This is a genomic window from Mycobacterium sp. 4D054, from assembly GCF_052245755.1.
In the GTDB taxonomy this organism is placed as follows: Bacteria; Actinomycetota; Actinomycetes; order Mycobacteriales; family Mycobacteriaceae; genus Mycobacterium.
On record NZ_JBQQCF010000056.1, the window covers coordinates 1 to 22,138 of the forward strand.

A 22,138-nucleotide genomic window follows, 5' to 3' on the forward strand; every position below is an offset into this window, starting at 1 on the left:
ATCTAGCCCTAGAAGTCGAAAAGCGCCTCAGGGCGTGCACAGTGCTCACCGGCCAGCGGCTCGGTGACCAGCGTCCCCTCAACAGATCGCTATCGGGTGAAGACTCGCTGGTCGACTCCCATTAGGGTGAGCCGCATGGCCGGAGCAGCCCCGATGGTCAGCGACCTGCGCGACGAGAGCGATGAGCTCGACGTGCTGGTGGCGTCACTGCCGCCGCAGCAGTGGTCGCTGGCCACCCCGGCGCAGGGATGGACGATCGCCCATCAGATCGGGCACCTGCTGTGGACCGACCGGGTGGCTCTGTTGTCGGTGATCGATGAGCCCGGCTTCGCGTCCGTCCTCACCGAGGCGTCGAAGAATCCGGCCGGCTTCGTCGACGCCGGTGCCGAAGAGCTCGCGGCGACCCCGCCGGCCGAGCTGCTCGCCGACTGGCGTGCGACCCGCACCGCCCTGCACGATGCGCTGCTGACGGTGCCCGACGGCCGCAAGCTGCCGTGGTTCGGACCGCCGATGAGCGCGGCGTCGATGGCCACCGCACGGCTCATGGAGACCTGGGCGCACGGCCTGGACGCCGCCGACGCGCTCGGCGTGACACGCCCCCCGACGGCGCGGCTGCGGTCGATCGCCCACATCGGGGTGCGGACCCGGGATTTCGCGTACACCGTGCACGGTCTGACCCCGCCGCCGGAACCGTTCCACGTGAAACTATCCGCACCGCCCGGAGCCGACGAGCCCGAGTGGACGTGGGGACCCGAGGACGCCGCCCAACAGGTGACGGGCTCGGCGGAGCATTTCTGCATGCTCGTCACCCAGCGGCGGCCCCGGTCGGCGCTCGACATCGTCGCGGTCGGACCGGACGCGCAGAAGTGGTTGACGATCGCGCAGGCCTTCGCCGGACCGCCGGGAGCCGGTCGGGGCTGACGCCATGCGCGGTGCGGGTCACAGGTACTCGGCGGAGTCGGCGCCGCCGTCGCCGTCCGCATCGGTGAGCCGCACGTCCCATCTGCCGTCACCGTCGGTGTCCACCCACGCGTGCCGGGCGCCGATTGCCCGGTCGGCCATCCCGTCGCCGTCGGCGTCGGCCAGCCGCTCCGGCGTGCTGTCACCGTCGAGATCCACCGTCGTCGCGGTCGCGGGATGCTCGGCGCCGTCCAGGCCGAACCACCGCAGCGCCGCACCGCCGCGGTCGGCGGCCACCGTCCACGTGCCCATGCCGTCGTCGGTGAAGTAGGCCTCCGGAACGCCGTCGCCGTCCAGATCGAGCACGGCGTGATCGGCGGTGCCGTCCCGGTCGAGGTCGGCCAACACGTCGTCGGTCAGACCGTCGTGGTCGAGGTCGAGTGCGACCGAATCGAGCAGACCGTCACCGTCGAGATCGCCGTCGGGGTCGGCCGTCCACATGGCGGCCGAGCCGTCGGCGTCACCCAGGCAGTACTCCATACCTGATCAGACGCCGGTGCCGCCCTTCTCGTTCCACCACTTCAGTAGTTCGGCGACGGCCTCGTCATGGTCGAGCGGACCGCGATCCAGTCTGAGCTCCTTGAGGTGGTTCCATGCCTGCCCCACCTCCGGGCCCGGCGGGATGCCGAGGATCTGCATGATCTCGTTGCCGTCGATGTCCGGACGCACCCGCGCCAGGTCCTCCTTGGCGGCCAGCTCGGCGATCCGCTGCTCCAGGTCGTCGTAGTTGGCCTGCAGCCGCGCCGCGCGGCGCTTGTTGCGGGTGGTGCAGTCGGCGCGCACCAGCTTGTGCAGCCGGCTCAGCAACGGTCCGGCGTCGGTGACGTAGCGGCGCACCGCCGAATCGGTCCAACGCCCGTCGCCGTATCCGTGGAACCGCAGATGCAGATAGACCAGCTGGGACACGTCGGCGATCATCTGCTTGGAGTACTTCAGCGCCCGCATCCGCTTGCGGGTCATCTTGGCCCCGACCACCTCGTGGTGGTGGAAGCTGACGCCGCCGTCGGGTTCGTGCCTGCGGGTCGCCGGCTTGCCGATGTCGTGCAGTAGCGCCGCCCAGCGCAGCACCAGGTCCGGACCGTCGGGCCCTTCCAAGTCGATCGCCTGCTTCAGCACGGTCAGCGAATGCTGGTAGACGTCCTTGTGCTGATGATGCTCGTCGATCGCCATCCGCATCGCGCCGACCTCGGGCAGCACCACCTCGCCGAGACCGGTCTGCACCATCAGGTCCACGCCGGCGACCGGGTCGGCGCCGAGCAGCAGCTTGTCCAGTTCGGCCGCCACGCGTTCGGCGGTGATGCGCCCCAGCGCAGGAGCCATCTCCTCGAGGGCCTGCCGCACCCTGGGCGCCACCTCGAAGCCGAGCTGCGACACGAACCGGGCCGCGCGCAGCATGCGTAACGGGTCGTCGCCGAACGACACCTCCGGTTCGGCGGGGGTGTCGAGCACCGCGCGGCGCAACGCGGCCAGCCCGTCGAGCGGATCCAGGAACTCGGCCGGACCGTCGGGGGTGATGCGGACCGCCATCGCGTTGACGGTGAAGTCGCGGCGCACCAGGTCGTCGGCGAGGTTGTCGCCGTAGCGCACCTCGGGATGGCGGGTCACCTGGTCATACGTGTCGGCCCGGAACGTGGTGATCTCGAGCCGGTCGCCGCGCTTGCCCACGCCGAGGGTGCCGAAGTCGATGCCGGTGTCCCACAGCGCGTCACCCCAGCCGCGCAGGAAGGGCAGCATCTGGTCGGGCCGGGCGTCGGTGGTGAAGTCCAGATCGGAGCCGAGCCGGCCGAGCAGCGCGTCCCGCACGCTGCCCCCAACCAGATAGAGCTCGTGGCCGTGCTCGGCGAACAGCCGGCCCACCTCACGCAGCACCGCGGCGTGGGCGTTCAGCGCAACCTGCGCTGCCGCCAGCAGTTCAGCATCTGAGGTGGGGTCGGGCACGTCCGCTGAGCCTACTGGTCACGGCGATGTCACCGACCGGCGAGTGCGGCGAGAACCGCCGTTCATGCCAGCTACTATCGCTTGGGTGTCGGACGGCGAGCAGGCCAAACCACGACGGCGCCGCGGGCGCCGCCGGGGCCGACGCGCGGCAGGTCCTCCCGAAGCCGCAACCGAACAGAACCCCAATCGCCGCCAGCAGGGCTCCCCGGCCGCCGGGGCCGCCCAGTCCGGGCAGTCGCCCAAACCGCAGAAGACCAAGGTCCGACGCCCTCCGGAACGCCTGCGCACCGTGCACGAGACCTCGGCGGGGGGCCTGGTCATCGACGGCATCGACGGCCCCAAGGACCGGCAGGTGGCCGCGCTGATCGGCCGGACCGACCGGCGCGGCCGGATGTTGTGGTCCCTGCCCAAGGGCCACATCGAGATGGGCGAGACGGCCGAGCAGACCGCGATCCGCGAGGTCGCCGAGGAGACCGGCATCCAGGGCAGCGTGCTGGCCGCCCTCGGCAGCATCGACTACTGGTTCGTCACCGAGGGCCGCCGCGTACACAAAACCGTGCACCACTATCTGATGCGGTTCTCCGGCGGCGAGCTCTCCGACGAGGACGTCGAGGTCACCGAGGTGGCCTGGGTGCCGGTCAAGGACCTGCCGTCCCGGCTGGCCTACGCCGACGAGCGCCGGCTGGCCGAGGTCGCCGACGAACTGATCGACACACTGCACAACCACGGGCCGGGCGCGCTGCCGCCGCTGCCGCGCACCACGCCGCGCCGCCGCGGACAGACGCACTCCCATACCCGACGACAACGACCTGACCCCACCGCTCAACCCCAGCCCGGCCGGCGGACGAACGGCTGCGGTCAAGGGCCGTGACTCTGCGACGCCTGCTCGTCGCGCTCGTCGCGCTGCTCCTGGCCGTCGCGCCGGCCGCGGTCCTTCCCGTCGCGGCCGCCCAGCCCGCCTCGGCGCAGTTCCTGCGGGTGCAGATCGACTCTGTCTCCCCCGACGTCGTGACCACCACCAGTGACCCGATGGTGACCGTCACCGGCACCATCAGCAACATCGGGGACCGCGCCGTACGCGATGTTGTGGTCCGGCTGGAACGGGCGCCGGCGGCCGCGGCGTCCAGCACGCTGCGCACCGACCTGGCCGGAAACGTCGATCAGTACCAGCCGGTGGCCGACTTCGTCACTGCCGCACCGGAATTGACGCGCGGTGATCAGGTCCCGTTCCGGCTCAGCTATCCGCTGCGCGCCACCGAGCAGCCGTCGCTGCGGGTCGAGCGCCCGGGCGTGTACCCGCTCATGGTCAACGTCAACGGCACCCCCGACTACGGGGCTCCGGCCCGGCTGGACGACTCGCGCTTCCTGTTGCCGGTGCTGGGCGTGCCGCCGGAGAGCGGTGGGGACTCCGCGGGTGACGCGGTGGACTCCGCGGTGCCGCCCGACACCACCCGGCCCGTTGGCCTCACCATGTTCTGGCCGTTGGCGGACCGGCCCCGGTTGGCGGCCGGAGCGCCCGGGGGCACCACCCCGGTGCGGCTGATCGACGACGAGCTCGCGGTGTCGCTGGCCCCCGGCGGACGCCTGGACACGCTGCTCGGCTCCATCGATTTCGCGACCAACCCCGAGGTCGATCCCGGCGGCAACGTCACGCGCGCCGTGTGCCTGGCCGTCGACCCGGACCTGCTGGTCACCGTCAACGCGATGACCGCCGGCTATGTCGTCAACGACGGGGCCGACGCCGGGCCGGGCACCCCCACCCACCCGGGCACCGGGCAACAGGCCGCGGTGGACTGGCTCAACCGGCTCAAAGCGCTCGCACAGCGGATGTGCATCACCTCGACCGTCTACGCGCAGGCGGACCTCGACGCGCTGCAGCGGGTCGCGGACCCCGGCCTGGCGTCGATCGCCACCACAGGCGCCGCCGCGATCGTCGACCAGATCCTCGGCGTCGTCTCGGCGCGCGGGGTCAGTCTCGTGGGTGACGGCGCGCTGACCGGCCCGGCGATCCAGCTGCTGTCGGAGAGGGGCCCGACCGTCGCGGTCGCCGCCGCCGACCTGATCGGTCCCGGCGAGACGAGCAGCACCGCCGAGACCGCGGCCACCGAACCCGTGCGCTACACCCCCAACGTGGTGGCCGCCCCGTTCGACCCCGCGGTGGGCGCCGCGCTCGCCGCGATGGGCCCGGCCCCGGAATCCCCGTCGTACCTGGATCCGTCGCTGGACGTGGCCGTCAAGCAGGACTCGGAGGTCGCGCGTCGCCAGGACGCGCTCGGAGCCCTGCTGTGGCGCGTTCTGCGCCCTGACGTCACCCCCCGCGCCGAGGTGGTGATGCCGCCGCTGATGTGGAACGTGTCCCCCGCCGACGCGGAGGCCGTGCTGTCGACGGTGGCCACCGGCATCCGCGCCGGGCTGGCGGTGCCGCGCCCGCTGCCCGCGCTGGTCAACGACGCGAACGCGGCCGCCCGGGACGCGACGCCGCCGGCGGGCCCGCTGGGGAATCCGCGGGGACGATTCGACGACGGCGTGGTATCGGGGATTTCGGCCGCGGCCGGACGGCTGTGGGGGTTCACCGCGGCGCTGAGTACCGACGAACGCACCGGGCTGACCGGCAACCAGTACACCGCGCCGCTGCGGGAGGATCTGCTGCGCGCGCTGAGCCTGTCGGTGCCGCCCGACGCACGCAGCGGGTTGGCCCAGCAGCGGCTGACCCGGGTCGGGCGCACGGTCGAGGATCTGTTCAAGGCGGTCACGATCGTCAATCCGGGCGGGTCGTACACGCTCGCCACCGAACGCAGCCCGATACCGCTGGCGCTGCGCAACAACCTGCCGGTGCCCATCCGGGTCCGGCTGGACATCGACGCCCCACCCGGCATGACGGTGACCGACCTGGGCGAGATCGTGCTGCCGCCGGGATTTCTGCCGCTGAAGGTGCCGATCGAGGTGCACTTCACCCAGCGGGTCGCCGTCGACGTCGCGTTGCGCACCGCCGACGGCCTGCCGCTGGGCGAACCGGTCCGGCTGTCGGTGCACTCCAATGCGTACGGCAAGGTGCTGTTCATCATCACGATGACCGGTGGCGCGGTGCTGGTATTACTCGTCGGACGGCGGCTGTGGCACCGGTTCCGCGGTCAACCCGACCGGGCCGACCTGGAGGCCGACCCCACCCGACCCGACCCGGTGGACGTGGCGCTGGCCTACGGCGACGAGGAACCCGCCGACGTGCGCACCGGCAGGCGCCGGGCCCGGACCTCGTCCGGCGGTGGCGATGCGTGACGCGCGGCCGCACCGCCCGCCCCCGCCGAGCCGCCCCGCCGACCGTCCGGAGCTGTCCGATGCGGCCGTGGTGTCGCGATCGTGGGGCATGGCGCTGGCCACGTTGGTCAGCCGGCTCACCGGGTTCGCGCGCATCGTGCTGCTCGCCGCGATCCTGGGCGCCGCGCTGTCGAGCGCGTTCACCGTCGCCAACCAGCTGCCCAACCTGATCGCGGCGCTGGTGCTGGAGGCGACGTTCACCGCGATCTTCGTTCCGGTGCTGGCTCGCGCCGAACGCGATGACCCCGACGGCGGAACCGCATTCGTCCGACGGCTCCTCACGCTCGCGACGACACTGCTGTTGGTCGTCACGATCGTCTCCACGCTGGCGGCGCCGCTGCTGGTCGATCTGATGCTGGGCTCGGATCCGCTGGTGAACCGTCCCCTGACGACGGCGTTCGCGTTCCTGCTGCTGCCCCAGATCATCTTCTACGGCCTGTCCTCGGTGTTCATGGCGATCCTGAACACCCGCAACATCTTCGGACCGCCGGCCTGGGCGCCGGTGGTCAACAACGTCGTTGCGATCGTCACGCTCGGCCTGTATGTCCTTGTCCCCGGCGAACTCTCGATCGACCCGGTCCAGATGGGCAACGCCAAGCTGCTGGTGCTCGGGATCGGCACCACCCTCGGTGTGGTCGCGCAGGCCGCCGTGCTGTTCGTGGCGCTGCGCCGGGAGCGGATCAGCCTGCGGCCGCTGTGGGGCATCGATGACCGGCTCAAGAAGTTCGGGATGATGGCGCTGGCGATGGTGCTGTATGTGCTCATCAGCCAGATCGGGTTGATCGTCGGCAACCAGGTGGCCAGCGGCGCCGCTGCGTCCGGACCGGCCATCTACAACTACACGTGGCTTGTGCTGCAGCTTCCGTTCGGCATCATCGGCGTCACGGTGCTGACCGTCGTGATGCCGCGACTGTCCCGCAACGCGGCCGCCGACGACGGCTCGGCCGTGCTCGCCGACCTGTCTCTGGCGACCCGGCTGACGATGCTCACGCTGATCCCGATCGTGGCGATGATGACCGTCGGCGGGCCCGCCATCGGCAGTGCGCTGTTCGCCTACGGCAACTTCGGCGCGGTCGATGCCGGCTACCTCGGCATGGCGATCACGCTCTCGGCGTTCACGTTGATCCCGTATGCGCTGGTGCTCCTGCAGCTGCGGGTCTTCTACGCCCGACAGGAACCGTGGACACCGATCGCCCTCATCCTCGTCATCACCGTCGTCAAGATCGCCGCATCGCTGGCCGCGCCGCACCTGACCGACGATCCCGAGCTCGTCGCCGGCTACCTGGGCCTGGCCAACGGGCTGGGGTTTCTGGCCGGCGCGACCGTCGGGCACGTGCTGCTGCGCGCGCGTCTCGATCCGCCGGGTGGGCGACTGATCAACACCGAGGTCATCCGCACCATCCTGGTCACCATCACCGCCTCCCTGGCGGCGGGCCTGATCGCCCACATCGCGGACCGGCTGCTCGGTCTGGAGGACCTGACCGCGCACTGGGGTGCGGCCGGCTCGCTGCTGCGGCTGCTGGGCCTCGGCATGGTGATGGTGCCGATCATCGTCGGGGTGATGCTCGCCGCCCGCGTCCCGGAGGCCCAGGCCGCGCTCGCAGTGGTGCGCCGCCGGTTCGGACTGGGCGGAACGGGTAAGCCCACCATGACCGCCGAGGCGCTCACGTACCCTTATCCCAGAAATCAGCCCCCGTTACGCCGGCGTCAGCTTCCCAGGTCGGCCGCGCGGGGAACAGTGGCCGAGGCAGCCGACGACGGGAGGCGGAAAGGATTCGCGGTGAGCGACAAACCCACCGGCGGTTCCCCGACGGAGCACGATTCCCTGCCCGACTCCATGCACGACTCTTTGGCCACCACACGGATCAACCGGCCCTCCGCTGACGACTTCAAGCCCGACGTGCCGGAGTCGGTCGGCAGCGCCGCCGAGACCGTCGTCGAGCCGTCCCCCGGCGACGACGTCCACCTCATCCCCGGTGCAACGGTCGTCGACGGCCGCTACCGGCTGCTCGTGTTCCACGGTGGCCCGGCCACCCTGCAGTTCTGGCAGGCTCTGGACACCGCGCTGGACCGGCAGGTCGCGCTCACCTTCGTCGACCCCGACGGCACCCTGCCCCCACGGCAGGTGCAGGAGATCCTGGACCGCACCCAGCGGCTGAGCCGCATCGACATGCCCGGCGTCGCGCGCGTGCTGGACGTCGTCCACAACGGCGCCGGCGCACTGGTGGTCTCGGAGTGGATTCGCGGCGGCTCACTGGCCGAGGTCGCCGACACCAATCCCTCCCCGATCGGCGGCGCCCGCGCCGTCCAGTCGCTGGCCGCCGCGGCCGAGGTTGCCCACCGCAACGGCGTGGCGCTGTCCATCGACCACCCCAGCCGGATCCGGGTCAGCATCGACGGCGACGTGGCACTCGCGTTTCCCGGGACCCTGCCCGACGCCTCCCCGGACGACGACATCCGCGGTATCGGCGCGTCGCTGTACGCGCTGCTGGTCGCCCGGTGGCCGTTGCCCGAGACCGGAGAGCCCAGCGGTCTGCAACCGGCCGACCTCGACGCCGCGGGCCATCCGGTCGAGCCCAAGACCGTCGACCGCGACATCCCGTTCCAGATCTCGGCGGCCGCCGCGCGGGCGGTCGAGAAGGACGGCGGTATCCGCAGCGCGCCCACGCTGCTGAACCTGCTCCAGCAGGCCACCGCGATCGCCGACCGCACCGACCACATCGCCCCGGTCGACGAGCCCACGCCCGAGGCCGGCGCCGGCGACTACGCCGCCGAACTCGACCCCGAGGCCGCGGCCCGGCGCCGCAAGGGCTTGATCGTGGGGCTCTCCATCGCCGGTGCCATCGCCGTCATCGCGGTGATCCTGCTCGGCACCGCCCTCAGCCGCATTTTCGGTGACGTCGGCAGCGGACTCGGCGGTGACGAACTCGGGCTCAACGCACCGTCGGCGTCCAGCGATGACTCCTCCCCACCGACCCAGACCGGTCCGGTGGTCAAACCCACTGCGGTGACGGTGTTCTCGCCTGAAGGTGAGGCCGACGCCCCCGATCTGGCCGACCTGGCGATCGACGGGAACCCGGCGACGGTGTGGCCGATCGACACCTACTCCGACGCGGTGCCGTTCCCGAACTTCAAGAACGGTGTCGGGCTGATGCTGCAGCTTCCGGAGCCGACGAAGCTCGGCTCGGTCACCGTGAACCTGAACAGCACCGGAACCTCCGTACAGATCCGGTCCTCGTCGACGCCCACGCCGTCGTCGCTGGAGGCCACCACGGCGCTGACCGATCCGACCCCGCTCAAGCCGGGCTCGAACACCATCGAGATCTCCGACGCCGAGCCGACCTCCAACGTGCTGGTCTGGGTGTCGACCCTCGGGCAGGTCAACGGACAGAGCCGCTCAGACATCGCCGAGATCACGCTCAACGCCGCATCCTGACCTGGCCGGTACCGGCGAGCCCGCGTCCGTGGCGGCCGCCGAAACTGGTGTCCGGGCCCTCCCCCGGCGCCGATTACTGTTCGGCTGTGGGGATTTTCGGGGGGACGCCGGAGCCGACGAGGCGGCAGACCCGCTCGTCGCGCACCGACGCCGAACTGCTGACCGCCCATGTCGACGGTGACCGCTACGCGTTCGAGGAACTCTTCTACCGGCACCATCGGCAGCTCTACCGGCTGGCGCAGCTGACCAGCAGGGACCCCGATGACGCGGCCGACGCGCTGCAGGACGCGATGCTCGCCGCGCACCGCACCGCCCGCGCTTTCCGGCACGACTCGGCGGTCACCAGCTGGCTGTACCGCATCGTCGTCAACGCCTGTCTGGACCGGCTGCGGCGCAACAAGACTCGCGCCTGTGAGGAACTCGACGACCAGCTCTGCGGGAGCGTCGACCCGACCGGCGACGTCGACACCGCGATCGTCGTCGAGCGGGCGTTGATGCGGCTGCCGGTCGAGCAGCGGGCCGCCGTGGTCGCGGTGGACATGCAGGGTTACAGCGTCGCCGAGACCGCGCGCATGCTCGGGGTCGCCGAGGGCACCGTCAAGTCGCGTTGTTCGCGGGCGCGCTCCAAACTCGCCGGCTCGCTGTACTACTTCGCCGCCGCCGCGGAGTGAGGCCGGTCCGATAACCTCGAACGATCTGTCAGGCGAGGATTGACGGGGGCGGGATGGACGGCGGCGCTGGCCAGGATCCCGACGCCGCGCTGCGCCGGGCCCTGCAGCGGCTCGGCGACGACGCCGCCAGCGCTCCGGAGGTTCCCGCCGACGTGACCGCCCGCATCGGTGCGGCGCTGCGGGACGCCTCCCGCGCCGGCGCGCACACCGTGACCCGTCCGAAGCTGACCGGATGGCAGCGCGCGGCTCTGATCACCGGTGTGACGGCGCTGGCAGCCGGCGTCGTGCTGGGCGCGGTGATGATCGGCCGCGACTCCGAGCCGGCGTTTCCGGCCGGGCCGACCGCATCGCCGATCACCGTCGCCGGGCTCGCGGACCGTTTCCCGCTGCCGGAGGCCGACCTGCTGCCCCTGCTTGGCTCCGCGCCGGAGCTCGGCCCGCTGACCGACCCTGTGCGCCGCGGCTCATGTCTGGCCGGACTCGGGTACTCCCCCACCCTCGATGTGCTCGGCGGACGGCAGCTGGAGGTGTCCGGCCTGCCGGCCGTCGTGCTGCTGCTGCCCGGCCCGGACCCGGCGCAGATGGCGGCGGTAGCCGTGCGGTTGACCTGCAGCGGCGCGCACACCGGGCTGCTCGCCGAGACGGTGGTCGCCCGCCCGTGAGCGCCGTCGGGAACACCCGGGCCTACCCTGTTGTTGAGGGAACGCGGTTGTTTACGCGGCTGCGGTTCCGGCCGCAGGCAGAAAGGCACGCATGAACTCCTCAGAGACCGTCCACGACGTCATCGTCATCGGGTCCGGCCCAGCCGGCTACACCGCGGCCGTTTACGCCGCCCGCGCCCAGCTGAATCCGCTGGTGTTCGAGGGCAGCCAGTTCGGCGGTGCGTTGATGACCACCACGGAGGTAGAGAACTACCCCGGCTTCCGGGACGGCATCACCGGACCGGAATTGATGGACCAGATGCGCGAGCAGGCCCTGCGCTTCGGCGCCGATCTGCACATGGAGGACGTCGAGGCCGTAGACCTGAGCGGCCCGGTGAAGTCGGTCACCGTCGGTGACGAGACGTATCGCGCCCGCGCGGTGATCCTGGCGATGGGCGCCGCGGCCCGCCACCTCGGGGTGCCGGGCGAGGAGGAGCTGATCGGCATGGGGGTGAGCACCTGCGCCACCTGCGACGGCTTCTTCTTTCGCGACCAGGACATCGCCGTGGTCGGTGGTGGGGACTCCGCGATGGAGGAGGCCATCTTCCTGACCCGGTTCGCCCGCAGCGTGACTCTCATCCACCGCCGTGACGAGTTCCGCGCGTCCAAGATCATGCTCGAGCGTGCACAGGCCAACGAGAAGATCACCATCTTGACCAACACCCAGGTCACCGCGATCGAGGGCAACCCGAAGGTGAGCGGTATCCGGTTGCGCAACACCGTGACCGGTGAGGAGTCCACGCTGCCCGTGACCGGTGTCTTCGTGGCGGTCGGACACGACCCGCGTTCCGAGCTGGTGCGCGGTCAGGTCGAGCTCGACGACGGCGGTTACGTCAAAGTGCAGGGGCGCACCACCTACACGTCGGTCGAAGGTGTCTTCGCCGCAGGCGATCTCGTCGATCACACCTACCGCCAGGCGATCACGGCCGCCGGAAGTGGTTGTGCCGCTTCGATCGACGCAGAGCGTTGGCTGGCCGAGCACGCCCATCCGGGCGAAAGGACCTCCACCACAACCGATGACAGCGATCTGATAGGAGCCAAGCAGTGAGCGATTCCAACACGGTCACAGTGACTGACGATTCGTTCTCCGACGACGTACTGTCGAGCGGAACGCCGGTGCTGGTTGACTTCTGGGCCACCTGGTGCGGGCCGTGCAAGATGGTCGCGCCGGTGCTCGAGGAGATCGCTTCGGAGAAGGCCGGCGCCCTGACGGTCGCCAAGATCGATGTTGACGAAAATCCGGCCACGGCGCGGGATTTCCAGGTGGTGTCGATTCCGACGATGATCCTGTTCAAAGACGGCCAGCCGGTGAAGCGGATCGTCGGCGCCAAAGGCAAGGCGGCCCTGCTCCGCGAACTGGCTGAGCTCGACTAACTACCTTGGCGCACCGCGAATCGCGTTGCCGCGACTCGCCTGGGGTTTTCTCGAATCCCCAGTCGGTCTGAGACAATCTGGCTATGTCGAGTCTGCGTCGCGGTGACCGCGGGGGGGCGGTCGCCGAGATCCGGGCCGCTCTGGCCGCGCTCGGCATGGTCGCGAACAGCGACGACGAGGACCTCACCACCGGCAAGCACGTGGTCGCCGATATGTTCGACGACGACCTCGACCATGCCGTGCGCGCGTTCCAACAGCACCGCGGCCTGCTGGTCGACGGCATCGTCGGAGAGGCGACCTACCGCGCCCTCAAGGAAGCCTCTTACCGGCTCGGCGCCCGCACCCTCAATCACCAGTTCGGCGCCCCGATGTACGGCGACGACGTCGCCACCCTGCAGGCCCGCCTGCAGGATCTCGGGTTCTACACCGGCCTGGTCGACGGCCATTTCGGGCTGCAGACCCACAACGCGCTGTCGTCCTACCAGCGTGAGTACGGGCTCTACCCCGACGGCATCTGTGGCCCGGAAACGTTGCGCTCCTTGTACTTTCTGGGATCCCGCGTCACCGGCGGATCACCGCACGCGATCCGCGAGGAGGAGCTGGTGCGCCGCTCTGGCCCGCGGCTGTCGGGTAAGCGCATCATCGTCGACCCGGGCCGCGGTGGCGCCGACCACGGTCTGATCATGAACGGGCCCGCCGGTCCGATCAGCGAGGCGGACATCCTGTGGGACTTGGCCTCTCGCCTTGAGGGTCGCATGACGGCGATCGGCATCGAGACGTTCTTGTCCCGGCCGGCCAACGCTTCCCCGTCTGACGCCGAACGTGCCGCCACCGCCAACACCGTCGGCGCCGACATGATGATCAGCCTGCGGTGTGCGACGCAGCCCAGCCCCGCGGCCAACGGCGTCGCCTCGTTCCACTTCGGCAACTCGCATGGTTCGGTGTCCACGATCGGACGCAACCTCGCCGACTTCATTCAGCGGGAAGTGGTCGCGCGCACCGGATTACGTGACTGCCGGGTGCACGGGCGCACCTGGGACCTGCTGCGGCTGACCCGGATGCCCACCGTTCAGGTCGACGTCGGATACATCACCAATCCCGACGATCGCGCGAAGCTGGTGTCGCCGGCCTCGCGTGACGCACTGGCCGAGGGCATCCTTGCCGCGGTCAAACGGCTCTATCTGTTGGGCAAGAACGACCGTCCCACCGGCACTTTCACGTTCGCCGAGCTGCTGGCGCACGAACTCGCTGTCGAACAGTCCCGCCGCGCCTGACCCCGTCGGCTATCCATAAAGGCCCGCACCCGCACCCACCGGTTGTTCGAGCTGCGCGCTTTCCAGCAGTCGCTCCAGCGCGGCTTCCACACCGGCCTTCCAGCCCAGGCCCTGCTCCAGCTCGAGCCGCAGCCGTGGGAAATAGGTATGTGGTGAGACCACGACGAACCCGGCGTCCAGCAGCAGATCCGCGCTGAGCACACACTGGTCTACCGAGCAGTCTCCGAGCGCCTCCGTTACCGGACAGACATCGGGCGTCACGGTCTCCATCTCGGCCAGCTCGCCGACCTGGCTCGTCCGGCCGAACGCTTCGAGCGCGCGTACGCCGCGGCGAACGAGATCATTGACCACTGCCATCAACAGAGTGTGCGACAACTCAGCGGCGTCTTGGCCGGCCTCCACACCCAGCGTCGTCAGTAGCACCGCGTCCGCGCTGACCGGTCCGGTCGGGAATCGCGTCGCCCGAGGCACCGACCGGGGCGGCGCGTAGAACACGTAGCCGAGGCATGGATCGTCGTTCGGATCGTCGGCAACAGCCTCCCCCGCGTGCGCGGTCCGGTACTCAACGGCGAGCTGGCCGCACGACCCCCACTCGAGCATGACCATTGACAGCCACGCTTCCTTCTCGAACTCGGGGTCGGACAGCTGGTCGCCGCGTCCGACGATGCCGGGATCGACCTCCCAGTACACGCAGCGCCGCGCGTGCTTCGGCAACTGCTCGAACGCTTCGAGCCGAAGGGGCGTGATACGTGCGGCCACTAGACTCCCCGGTCTCTTCGCCGTCCCGATGCGTACGGCTGCCCCTCCAGAATAGAAGGCCGCCCGCGCAGCGGCTCCTTCTGGCCGTGCTCCCCGCGGCCCATCCGGGCGCTCAGCGAATCCTGCTGCGCGACATGGCGTTTGCCCGGACCCGCAGGCGTACCGGCGAACATCGCGCCACCTGTGTCACAGTGACGTAATTCGTCGGTGTGGTGGGTCATTGCGCGGACGCGTTCATCAACTCCACAATGCGCTGCAAATCGTCCACCGAACCGAACTCGACGACGATTTTGCCCTTGCGCTTGCCCAGGCTGACGGTGACGCGGGTGTCGAACGCCGTCGACAGCTGCTCGGCGACATCCTGCAGCCCCGGCATCTGGATCGGCTTACGCCGCGGCGCGGCCGGTGGGGTCTCCCCGTTGCGGTTGGCCAGGGTGACCGCCTCTTCGGTGGCGCGCACCGACAGCCCCTCCGCCACGATGCGCGCGGCGAGCTCCTCCTGAGCCTCCGGACCCGCTTCGAGGGACAGCAGGGCGCGGGCATGACCGGCCGACAGTACCCCGGCGGCGACCCGGCGCTGTACCGGAATCGGTAGGCGCAACAGTCGGATCATGTTGGTGATCAGCGGACGTGACCGGCCGATCCGCGAGGCGAGTTCATCGTGGGTGACACCGAATTCCTCGAGCAGCTGCTGGTACGCCGCCGCCTCTTCGAGGGGATTGAGCTGTACCCGGTGGATGTTCTCCAACAGCGCGTCACGCAGCATGCTGTCGTCCGCCGTCTCGCGCACGATGGCGGGGATCGTCGCGACCTCGGCCAGTTGGGCGGCACGCCACCGGCGCTCCCCCATGACCAGTTGATAGCGCGGCGCGGCCTGTCCGTCCTCCGCGGGCACCGCCCGCACCACGATCGGCTGCATCAAGCCGAATTCGCGGATCGAGTGCACCAGCTCGGCCAGCGCTTCCTCGTCGAACACCTGACGCGGCTGGCGGGGGTTCGGATCGATCTGCGACGGGGGGATCTCGCGGTACACCGCACCCACCGGATTCGCGTCCTGCGCGGGGGGCGCGGCCTGTGGTGCACCGCCGAGCACGACGTCGGCAGCGGCGGCGCCCATCTTCGGCCCAAGTGTGGCCGGCTCGCCGTTCTCGGCCGGGCCGGTCGGGATCAGGGACGCCAGTCCGCGCCCCAGACCACTGCGCTTGCGTGCCGGATTGTTCATCGGTCCCCTCTTCGGTCATCGCCACCGCGGACTGCCAGCTCGCGGCTGGCATCGAGATAGCTCATCGCCCCGCGCGAGCCGGGGTCGTAGTCGATGATCGTCATCCCGTAGCCCGGCGCCTCGGACACCTTCACACTGCGGGGGATCACCGTTCGTAACACCTTCTCACCGAAGTGGGCACGAACATCCGAGGCCACCTGGTCGGCGAGCTTGGTGCGCCCGTCGTACATCGTGAGGACCACGGTGGTGACATTGAGTTCGGGGTTCAGGTGCGCCTTCACCATCTCGATGTTGCGCAGCAGCTGGCCCACACCCTCCAGTGCGTAGTACTCGCATTGAATCGGGATCAACACCTCTGGTGCGGCAACCAGAGCGTTGATCGTCAACAGCCCGAGCGATGGCGGGCAGTCGATGAACACGTAGTCGAAGTCGTAGTGCTTCAGCTCGCCGAGCGCGGTGCGCAGTCGGCCCTCGCGGGCGACCATGCTGACCAGTTCGATCTCGGCGCCGGCCAGATCGATGGTTGCCGGGATGCAGAACAGCCGCTCGCTGTGCGGACTGCGCTGCAATGCCGTCTCCACCGAGATGTCACCGATGAGCACCTCGTAGGACGAGGGCGTGCCCGGGCGGTGTTCGATACCGAGCGCGGTGCTCGCATTGCCCTGCGGATCGAGATCGATCACCAGTGTCTTCAATCCCTGCAGCGCCAGCGCCGCAGCGATGTTGACCGCGGTCGTCGTCTTGCCGACACCGCCCTTCTGGTTGGCGACGGTGAACACCCGCTGCCGCTCGGGCTTCGGCAGCTGTCCCCCGACCGCCGCCTGCATGAGCCGGACCGCCCGGGCCGCTTCGGCGCCGATCGGGGTATCGGCGTCCTGTGCGGTCCATGTTTCACGTGAAACATCGGCAGGCGGGATGGTCTTGGGCGCTTGGGCATCACGGGGTGCTGACATCACTTCGGCCTTCTTCCGGGGCGCGGGTGCTGATGATTTCTCGCCGTCTCTTGAACCCCCACGACCACCGTCGCGGGCGGCTGCACGTAATGCGCGCCACATCTCTCCACTTTCACCTTCGACATTCCAAGTGCTGCCATCGCGCGCCGATGCTCCTCGACCTCCGCATCGGCGCGCTCCCCTTTGATGGCTAGCATCCGTCCGCCGGCCCGCAGTAGCGGCGAACTCCACTTGGTCAGCTTGTCGAGCGAGGCGACGGCTCGAGAAACCACGACGTCCGTCGCCCCCACCTCCTCGCGCACCGCTCGGTCCTCGGCGCGGCCGCGCACCACCGTGCAGTTGATACCCAGCTCCTCGATCGCCTCGCGGAGAAACTCGCTGCGTCGCAGGAGGGGCTCGATGAGCACCACATGGACGTCCGGCCGAACCAGAGCCAACGGTATCCCGGGTAGGCCCGCGCCACTACCGATGTCGGCGATCCGCTCGCCCGGATGAAGCAGCTCGCCGATCACGGCACAGTTCAAAAGATGGCGGTCCCACAGCCGGTCCACCTCGCGGGGACCGAGCAGACCGCGTTCCACGCCGGCACCGGCCAGGATCTCGGCATAGCGCCTCGCACCGGGGAGCGCCGCTCCGAACAGTTCCGCAGCGGCGTGGGGCGGCGGTGGCACCTCCGCATGTTTCACGTGAAACATCCTCCGACTGTGCGCGGCGTGACCACGACCGACTCCCCTGGGCTACGACGAACTACATGGGTGTAACTCTGCGCTGGGTCAGTCGACCAGAACGACAACTCGGCGCGACGGCTCCACGCCCTCGCTCTCGCTGTGCACGCCCTGCACTCCGGCGACCGCGTCGTGGACGATCTTGCGCTCGAACGGGGTCATCGGGGCGAGCTCTTCTCGCTCCCCGGTTTCCAGCACGCGGTGGGCCACCTTCTCCCCCAGCGCGGCGAGTTCGTCACGGCGGCGGCGGCGCCACTGGGCGATGTCGAGCATCAGCCGGCTCCGCTCGCCGGTCTTCTGGTGCACGGCCAGCCGGGTCAGCTCTTGCAGCGCGTCGAGCACCTCGCCCTTGCGCCCGACCAACTTGTTCAGGTCCGTGCCGCCGTCAATGCTGACGACCGCCCGGTCGCCCTCGACATCCAGGTCGATGTCGCCGTCGAAGTCCAACAGGTCGAGCAACTCTTCCAAATAGTCGCCGGCGATCTCGCCCTCGGCTACCAACCGCTCTTCCAGGTCGTCGCCCGAGTCGGCCGCATCGTTGTCGACGCGCTCCTCCGTCACCTCCGACACGGTCTCGGTCGTCGTGCTGGTTGCGTCGTTCTCTGTGTCAGTCATTGCCACACCTCTCTTTCGGTCGCGGTCGCCCGCGCGTCAACGTTTCCGCTTCTTGGGCCGCGCGCCGGGTTTCGGGGTCCGGTTACCGGCCCCGTTCGGCGCTGCGGAAGGCGCTGTGCTCTGCTCGGTGGCGGACGGCTCGCCGGCAGTCGGCGCATCGCCGGGTTCCTCGGAATCCGCAGTGTCGGTCGCCGTCTTCTTCTTGCGGCTCGGCTTGGCACCCGGGGCCGGGGCGTTCTGGGCTCGCCGTTCGAGGGCTTCGAGCTTCTTCTGTTCCTCTTCTTTCTCGATCTTCCCGAACACGTAGTGCTGCTGACCGAAGGTCCAGATGTTGTTGGACAACCAGTACAGGATGATCGCGAGCGGGAGGAACGGGCCGCCGACGACGACGCCCAGCGGGAAGACGTAGAGCGCCAACTTGTTCATCATCGCGGTCTGCGGGTTGGCCGCCGCTTCGGGACTCTGCCGCGCCACAGAGGCCCGACTGTTCAGGTAGGTCGCGATACCGGCCAAGATCATGATCGGCACACCGACCAGGATTACCGCCAGGCGGTTGAATTCGGTGAACGCATCCAACCCGTGCTGCTGGATCATCGTCGCGCCCAGCGGAGCCCCGAACAGGTTGGCGTCCAGGAAGTGGCCGACGTCGGTGGCGCTGAAGACGTAGTTCGGCAGGCTGCGGTTCTCCTCCACCGACAGCCCGAGCCGTCCAATCCCGGTCTGGGTCCGGTTGAAGGACATCAGCACGTGGTAGAGGCCGAGGAACACCGGGATCTGCGCGAGCATCGGGAGGCAACCGAGAATCGGATTGAACCCGTGCTCCTTCTGGAGCTTCTGCATCTCCAGCGCCATCCGCTGGCGGTCCTTGCCGTACTTCTTCTGCAGCGCCTTGATCTGGGGCTGCAGTTCCTGCATCTGCCGGGTGGTCCTGATCTGCCGAACGAACGGCTTGTACAGGATCGCGCGCAGGGTGAACACCAGGAACATCACCGACAGCGCCCACGCGAAGAAGTTGGACGGTCCGTCGACGCCGGGAATGAGTCCGATCAGGAACGCGAACGCCTTGTACCAAACCCACATGATCGCCGACACCGGGTAGTAGATGATGTCCAGGCTGAACCAATTAAACGACACTCGTTTGACTCTTCCCTTGCTGTACCGGATCGGGCCGGTGATCGGCTACGTCACAGCTGTGTTCACCCGTTGCGTCACTGTGACTTTCGCGCTCGGGTATCGGGTCCCATCCTCCGTTATGCCATGGCCCGCATTTGAGGAGACGGATCAGGGCCAGCCAGCTACCGCGGAAGAAGCCGTATTCGGTCAGCGCGTCGACCGCATACTGACTGCAGGTGGGCGTGAACCGGCATGTGGGCAGCCGCAACGGAGAGATGGTGTGGCGGTAGAGCTGGATGAGGTAGACCGCGCCGCGGACGGCTCGTGAGCGCGCGTTCACGGTCTCGTTCCGTTCCGGTCCTTGATCCGCTGTAAAGCGGTCCGCAGTTCCTGCTCCAGCCGGGGCGAGTGCGCATCCCGGCTTCGCGGGAGTGCGCGGATCACGACCCGATCGGACGGATCCAGATCATCGAGGACCGCCCGGGCGGCGTGGCGGAGCCGGCGCGACACCCGGTGACGCTGGACGGCGTTGCCGACTGCTTTGGAAACGATCAGGCCGACCCTCGGTCCGGGGTCACCTGTCTGGTCAGAACGCAGCGTGTACACCACAAGATCGGGCTGGGCCGCCCGCGTCCCGCGACTCACTGTGGCACCGAACTCGGTCGACCGCGTCATCCGGTTCTGGGCCGGAAGCACCGCGACAGACCTGGCCGGGTCACGCAGTCAGTGAACGACGGCCCTTAGCGCGCCGGGCCGTGACGATCGCACGACCCGCGCGGGTGCGCATCCGCAACCGGAATCCGTGCACCTTGGCGCGGCGACGGTTGTTCGGCTGGAAGGTCCGCTTGCCCTTGGCCACGGCAGTCACTCCTTGTTCTGGCCCTCCACGCCTGCCCGACATGCCTGTGCATGACGGGCGTGACGCAGTCGGCCGTTGGTAAGCTCGATCGGTCTCGCAAAGCTAGCCGGCGCGGTCCCCGGCCGGGGCCGGTCGCAGCCGTATCGCCACGTGCGGGCGACTGTTCGAGGGTACTGACGAGAAATCGCTGGGTCAAACCTGCTAGATCACCGTCATGTGGCATTGCCGGCACGGTTGTGGCCCCGTCGGTTTCATCACATCAACCACAGCCGTCACGTTGGTCAGGAACTATTGGGCCGGACCATGATTGCGCGTCCCGCAATGTTGCAGAACTGTTGGCACCCGGAGAGAAAACTGTTAGCTTCTGGCAGTGCCGATTCCACGCCGGATCGGCGCAAGACAACCAAGCGAGGACGCCAACCCTCCGTCGCGAGCCCACTGACCGCACCGTGATGAGCTCCGGCACCCAGGTGTCCTGGCCGCGAGACAACAAGACGGCGACGAGCTTCCTCTTTCCACAACCTGTGGATAACTTTGTGGACAGTTTGTCGCCGTCCTATGGCACGTCCCCGCAGGGACCACAAAGGGGGTGAGCGTCGGTGAGCACTGACCCCGACCCCCCCTTCGTCTCGATCTGGGACAACGTCGTCACCGAACTCAACGGCGCCGACGGCGTCGGGAACGGGTCGCTGACCCCGCAGCAGCGGGCCTGGCTGAAGTTGGTCAAACCGCTGGTGATCACCGAGGGCTTCGCGTTGTTGTCGGTACCGACACCGTTCGTCCAGAACGAGATCGAACGTCACCTGCGCGAGCCGATCGTCGCGGCGTTGAGCCGCCAGCTCGGACAGCGGGTGGAACTCGGTGTCCGCATCGCCGACCCGGTCCCCGACGACATTGACGACGACGGGTTCGCCGCAACCACGGCTCCGGTCTCTGCGCCCGACCCCGACGAGGACGTCGTCGACGACGATCTCGCGGCCCGGGCCAGCGCCGAGGAAAGTTGGCCGACGTACTTCTCCAACCGCGCCAACCGGGCCGCCGAGGACGACAGCACCTCGGTGAACCTGAACCGTCGCTACACGTTCGACACCTTCGTCATCGGCGCATCCAACCGTTTCGCGCACGCGGCCACCCTGGCGATCGCCGAGGCGCCGGCCCGTGCCTACAACCCGCTGTTCATCTGGGGTGAGTCCGGACTGGGCAAGACCCACCTGCTGCACGCCGCGGGTAACTACGCGCAGCGGCTGTTCCCCGGCATGCGGGTCAAGTACGTCTCCACCGAGGAATTCACCAACGACTTCATCAACTCCCTCCGCGATGACCGCCGCGCATCGTTCAAGCGCACCTACCGCGACATTGACGTGCTGCTGGTCGACGACATCCAGTTCATCGAAGGCAAGGACGGCATCCAGGAGGAGTTCTTCCACACCTTCAACACGCTGCACAACGCCAACAAGCAGATCGTGATCTCGTCCGATCGGCCGCCCAAACAGCTAGCCACGCTGGAGGACAGACTCCGCACCCGGTTCGAGTGGGGCCTGATCACCGACGTGCAACCACCCGAGCTTGAGACGCGAATTGCGATCTTGCGCAAGAAAGCTCAGATGGATCGGCTCGACGTGCCCGGCGACGTGCTGGAACTCATCGCCAGCCGGATCGAGCGCAACATCCGCGAACTGGAGGGTGCGCTGATCCGCGTCACCGCGTTCGCCTCGCTGAACAAGACACCGATCGACAAATCGTTGGCCGAGATCGTGCTGCGGGACCTGATCTCCGATCCCACCACGATGCAGATCAACACCGCCGCGATCATGGCCGCCACCGCCGAGTACTTCGAAACCAGCGTCGAGGAACTGCGCGGTCCCGGCAAGACCCGCGCGCTGGCTCAGTCCCGGCAGATCGCGATGTACCTGTGCCGCGAGCTCACCGACCTCTCGCTGCCCAAGATCGGCCAGGCGTTCGGCCGCGACCACACCACGGTGATGTACGCGGAGAAGAAGATTCGCGCCGAGATGGCCGAACGTCGCGAGGTCTTCGACCACGTCAAAGAACTCACCACCCGCATCCGGCAACGCGCGAAGCGCTGACGGGTTCTCTGCGCTCTTCTCTCGCCGTCTACTTCGTGGTCTGGGGCGGTGTGTTCCGCGGCCGACGGCGAGATCTCGCGCGGCGTTCCCAACGCTCATTCCTGCGTGTCGCGTCCCGCGTGTCGCACGGCCGGGG

At 68.9% G+C, this 22,138-nt stretch carries 21 protein-coding genes; 10 read left to right on the top strand and 11 right to left on the bottom strand.

Annotation, left to right across the window (positions count from 1 at the left end; translation table 11 throughout):
• Nucleotides 1–135: 135 nt before the first annotated feature.
• The gene (locus ACTWP6_RS26210; protein ID WP_443189215.1) at nucleotides 136–921 is read left to right on the top strand and encodes a TIGR03084 family metal-binding protein; all 786 of its coding nucleotides are present in this window, start codon (nucleotides 136–138) and stop codon (nucleotides 919–921) included.
• An 18-nt stretch (nucleotides 922–939) separates the two neighbouring features.
• Here the strand turns inward: ACTWP6_RS26210 and ACTWP6_RS26215 are convergent, their stop codons facing one another.
• Together ACTWP6_RS26215 and ACTWP6_RS26220 are read right to left on the bottom strand one after the other, a co-directional pair.
• Nucleotides 940–1,440: a pullulanase gene (locus tag ACTWP6_RS26215; protein WP_443189216.1), complete on the bottom strand. Its 501-nt coding sequence runs from the start codon at nucleotides 1,438–1,440 to the stop codon at nucleotides 940–942.
• Between the two features lie 6 nt (nucleotides 1,441–1,446).
• Nucleotides 1,447–2,898, bottom strand: coding sequence for a CCA tRNA nucleotidyltransferase (locus tag ACTWP6_RS26220; RefSeq protein WP_443189217.1), 1,452 nt, complete (start codon nucleotides 2,896–2,898; stop codon nucleotides 1,447–1,449).
• Nucleotides 2,899–2,983: 85 nt separating this feature from the next.
• Here ACTWP6_RS26220 and ACTWP6_RS26225 point away from each other — a divergent pair, with 85 nt between their 5' ends.
• The 8 genes from ACTWP6_RS26225 (at nucleotide 2,984) to ACTWP6_RS26260 (ending at nucleotide 13,669) form a co-directional block, all read left to right on the top strand.
• Nucleotides 2,984–3,769: an NUDIX hydrolase gene (locus tag ACTWP6_RS26225; RefSeq protein WP_443189218.1), complete on the top strand. Its 786-nt coding sequence runs from the start codon at nucleotides 2,984–2,986 to the stop codon at nucleotides 3,767–3,769.
• Nucleotides 3,766–6,174 carry a DUF6049 family protein gene (locus tag ACTWP6_RS26230; protein WP_443189219.1) on the top strand — a complete coding sequence of 803 codons (2,409 nt, stop codon included), beginning with the start codon at nucleotides 3,766–3,768 and terminating at the stop codon, nucleotides 6,172–6,174. The genes ACTWP6_RS26225 and ACTWP6_RS26230 overlap by 4 nt, the downstream gene beginning before the upstream one ends.
• Nucleotides 6,167–9,649: a murein biosynthesis integral membrane protein MurJ gene (murJ, locus tag ACTWP6_RS26235; protein WP_443189220.1), complete on the top strand. Its 3,483-nt coding sequence runs from the start codon at nucleotides 6,167–6,169 to the stop codon at nucleotides 9,647–9,649. Before ACTWP6_RS26230 ends, murJ begins: the two co-directional genes overlap by 8 nt.
• An 86-nt stretch (nucleotides 9,650–9,735) precedes the next feature.
• Nucleotides 9,736–10,320, top strand: coding sequence for an RNA polymerase sigma factor SigM (gene sigM / locus ACTWP6_RS26240; protein WP_443189221.1), 585 nt, complete (start codon nucleotides 9,736–9,738; stop codon nucleotides 10,318–10,320).
• Between the two features lie 53 nt (nucleotides 10,321–10,373).
• On the top strand, nucleotides 10,374–10,982 hold the full coding sequence (locus ACTWP6_RS26245) for a hypothetical protein (RefSeq protein WP_443189222.1): 609 nt from the start codon (nucleotides 10,374–10,376) through the stop codon (nucleotides 10,980–10,982).
• Nucleotides 10,983–11,073: 91 nt separating this feature from the next.
• Nucleotides 11,074–12,069, top strand: coding sequence for a thioredoxin-disulfide reductase (trxB, locus tag ACTWP6_RS26250; RefSeq protein WP_443189223.1), 996 nt, complete (start codon nucleotides 11,074–11,076; stop codon nucleotides 12,067–12,069).
• On the top strand, nucleotides 12,066–12,395 hold the full coding sequence (gene trxA, locus ACTWP6_RS26255) for a thioredoxin (protein WP_260756114.1): 330 nt from the start codon (nucleotides 12,066–12,068) through the stop codon (nucleotides 12,393–12,395). Before trxB ends, trxA begins: the two co-directional genes overlap by 4 nt.
• 83 nt (nucleotides 12,396–12,478) lie before the next feature.
• Nucleotides 12,479–13,669: an N-acetylmuramoyl-L-alanine amidase gene (locus tag ACTWP6_RS26260; protein WP_260756115.1), complete on the top strand. Its 1,191-nt coding sequence runs from the start codon at nucleotides 12,479–12,481 to the stop codon at nucleotides 13,667–13,669.
• A 9-nt stretch (nucleotides 13,670–13,678) separates the two neighbouring features.
• Here the strand turns inward: ACTWP6_RS26260 and ACTWP6_RS26265 are convergent, their stop codons facing one another.
• From ACTWP6_RS26265 to rpmH, 9 genes are all read right to left on the bottom strand, one after another.
• Nucleotides 13,679–14,428: an acetyltransferase gene (locus ACTWP6_RS26265; RefSeq protein ID WP_443189224.1), complete on the bottom strand. Its 750-nt coding sequence runs from the start codon at nucleotides 14,426–14,428 to the stop codon at nucleotides 13,679–13,681.
• A 217-nt stretch (nucleotides 14,429–14,645) separates the two neighbouring features.
• Nucleotides 14,646–15,650, bottom strand: coding sequence for a ParB/RepB/Spo0J family partition protein (locus tag ACTWP6_RS26270; protein ID WP_260756117.1), 1,005 nt, complete (start codon nucleotides 15,648–15,650; stop codon nucleotides 14,646–14,648).
• Entirely contained in the window at nucleotides 15,647–16,603 is a 957-nt protein-coding gene (locus ACTWP6_RS26275) for a ParA family protein (RefSeq protein ID WP_443189225.1), read from the bottom strand. Before ACTWP6_RS26275 ends, ACTWP6_RS26270 begins: the two co-directional genes overlap by 4 nt.
• Nucleotides 16,603–17,289 carry a 16S rRNA (guanine(527)-N(7))-methyltransferase RsmG gene (gene rsmG / locus ACTWP6_RS26280; RefSeq protein ID WP_443189234.1) on the bottom strand — a complete coding sequence of 229 codons (687 nt, stop codon included), beginning with the start codon at nucleotides 17,287–17,289 and terminating at the stop codon, nucleotides 16,603–16,605. Before rsmG ends, ACTWP6_RS26275 begins: the two co-directional genes overlap by 1 nt.
• 87 nt (nucleotides 17,290–17,376) lie before the next feature.
• Entirely contained in the window at nucleotides 17,377–17,943 is a 567-nt protein-coding gene (locus tag ACTWP6_RS26285; protein WP_443189226.1) for a Jag family protein, read from the bottom strand.
• Between the two features lie 36 nt (nucleotides 17,944–17,979).
• Nucleotides 17,980–19,023, bottom strand: a complete 1,044-nt coding sequence (gene yidC, locus ACTWP6_RS26290; RefSeq protein ID WP_443189235.1) for a membrane protein insertase YidC — start codon at nucleotides 19,021–19,023, stop codon at nucleotides 17,980–17,982.
• Nucleotides 19,024–19,066: 43 nt separating this feature from the next.
• Nucleotides 19,067–19,396 (bottom strand): membrane protein insertion efficiency factor YidD, encoded by a 330-nt coding sequence (yidD, locus tag ACTWP6_RS26295; protein WP_260756121.1) that lies wholly within the window; start codon nucleotides 19,394–19,396, stop codon nucleotides 19,067–19,069.
• Nucleotides 19,393–19,752 carry a ribonuclease P protein component gene (gene rnpA, locus ACTWP6_RS26300; protein WP_260756122.1) on the bottom strand — a complete coding sequence of 120 codons (360 nt, stop codon included), beginning with the start codon at nucleotides 19,750–19,752 and terminating at the stop codon, nucleotides 19,393–19,395. The genes yidD and rnpA overlap by 4 nt, the downstream gene beginning before the upstream one ends.
• Nucleotides 19,753–19,771: 19 nt before the next feature.
• Nucleotides 19,772–19,915, bottom strand: coding sequence for a 50S ribosomal protein L34 (gene rpmH / locus ACTWP6_RS26305; RefSeq protein ID WP_003930923.1), 144 nt, complete (start codon nucleotides 19,913–19,915; stop codon nucleotides 19,772–19,774).
• Nucleotides 19,916–20,514: 599 nt separating this feature from the next.
• On the opposite strand from rpmH, the gene dnaA reads away from it, so the two are divergent.
• A complete protein-coding gene (gene dnaA / locus ACTWP6_RS26310; protein WP_443189227.1) occupies nucleotides 20,515–22,002 on the top strand; it encodes a chromosomal replication initiator protein DnaA in 1,488 nt (495 codons plus the stop codon).
• The last annotated feature ends 136 nt before the right edge of the window (nucleotides 22,003–22,138 follow it).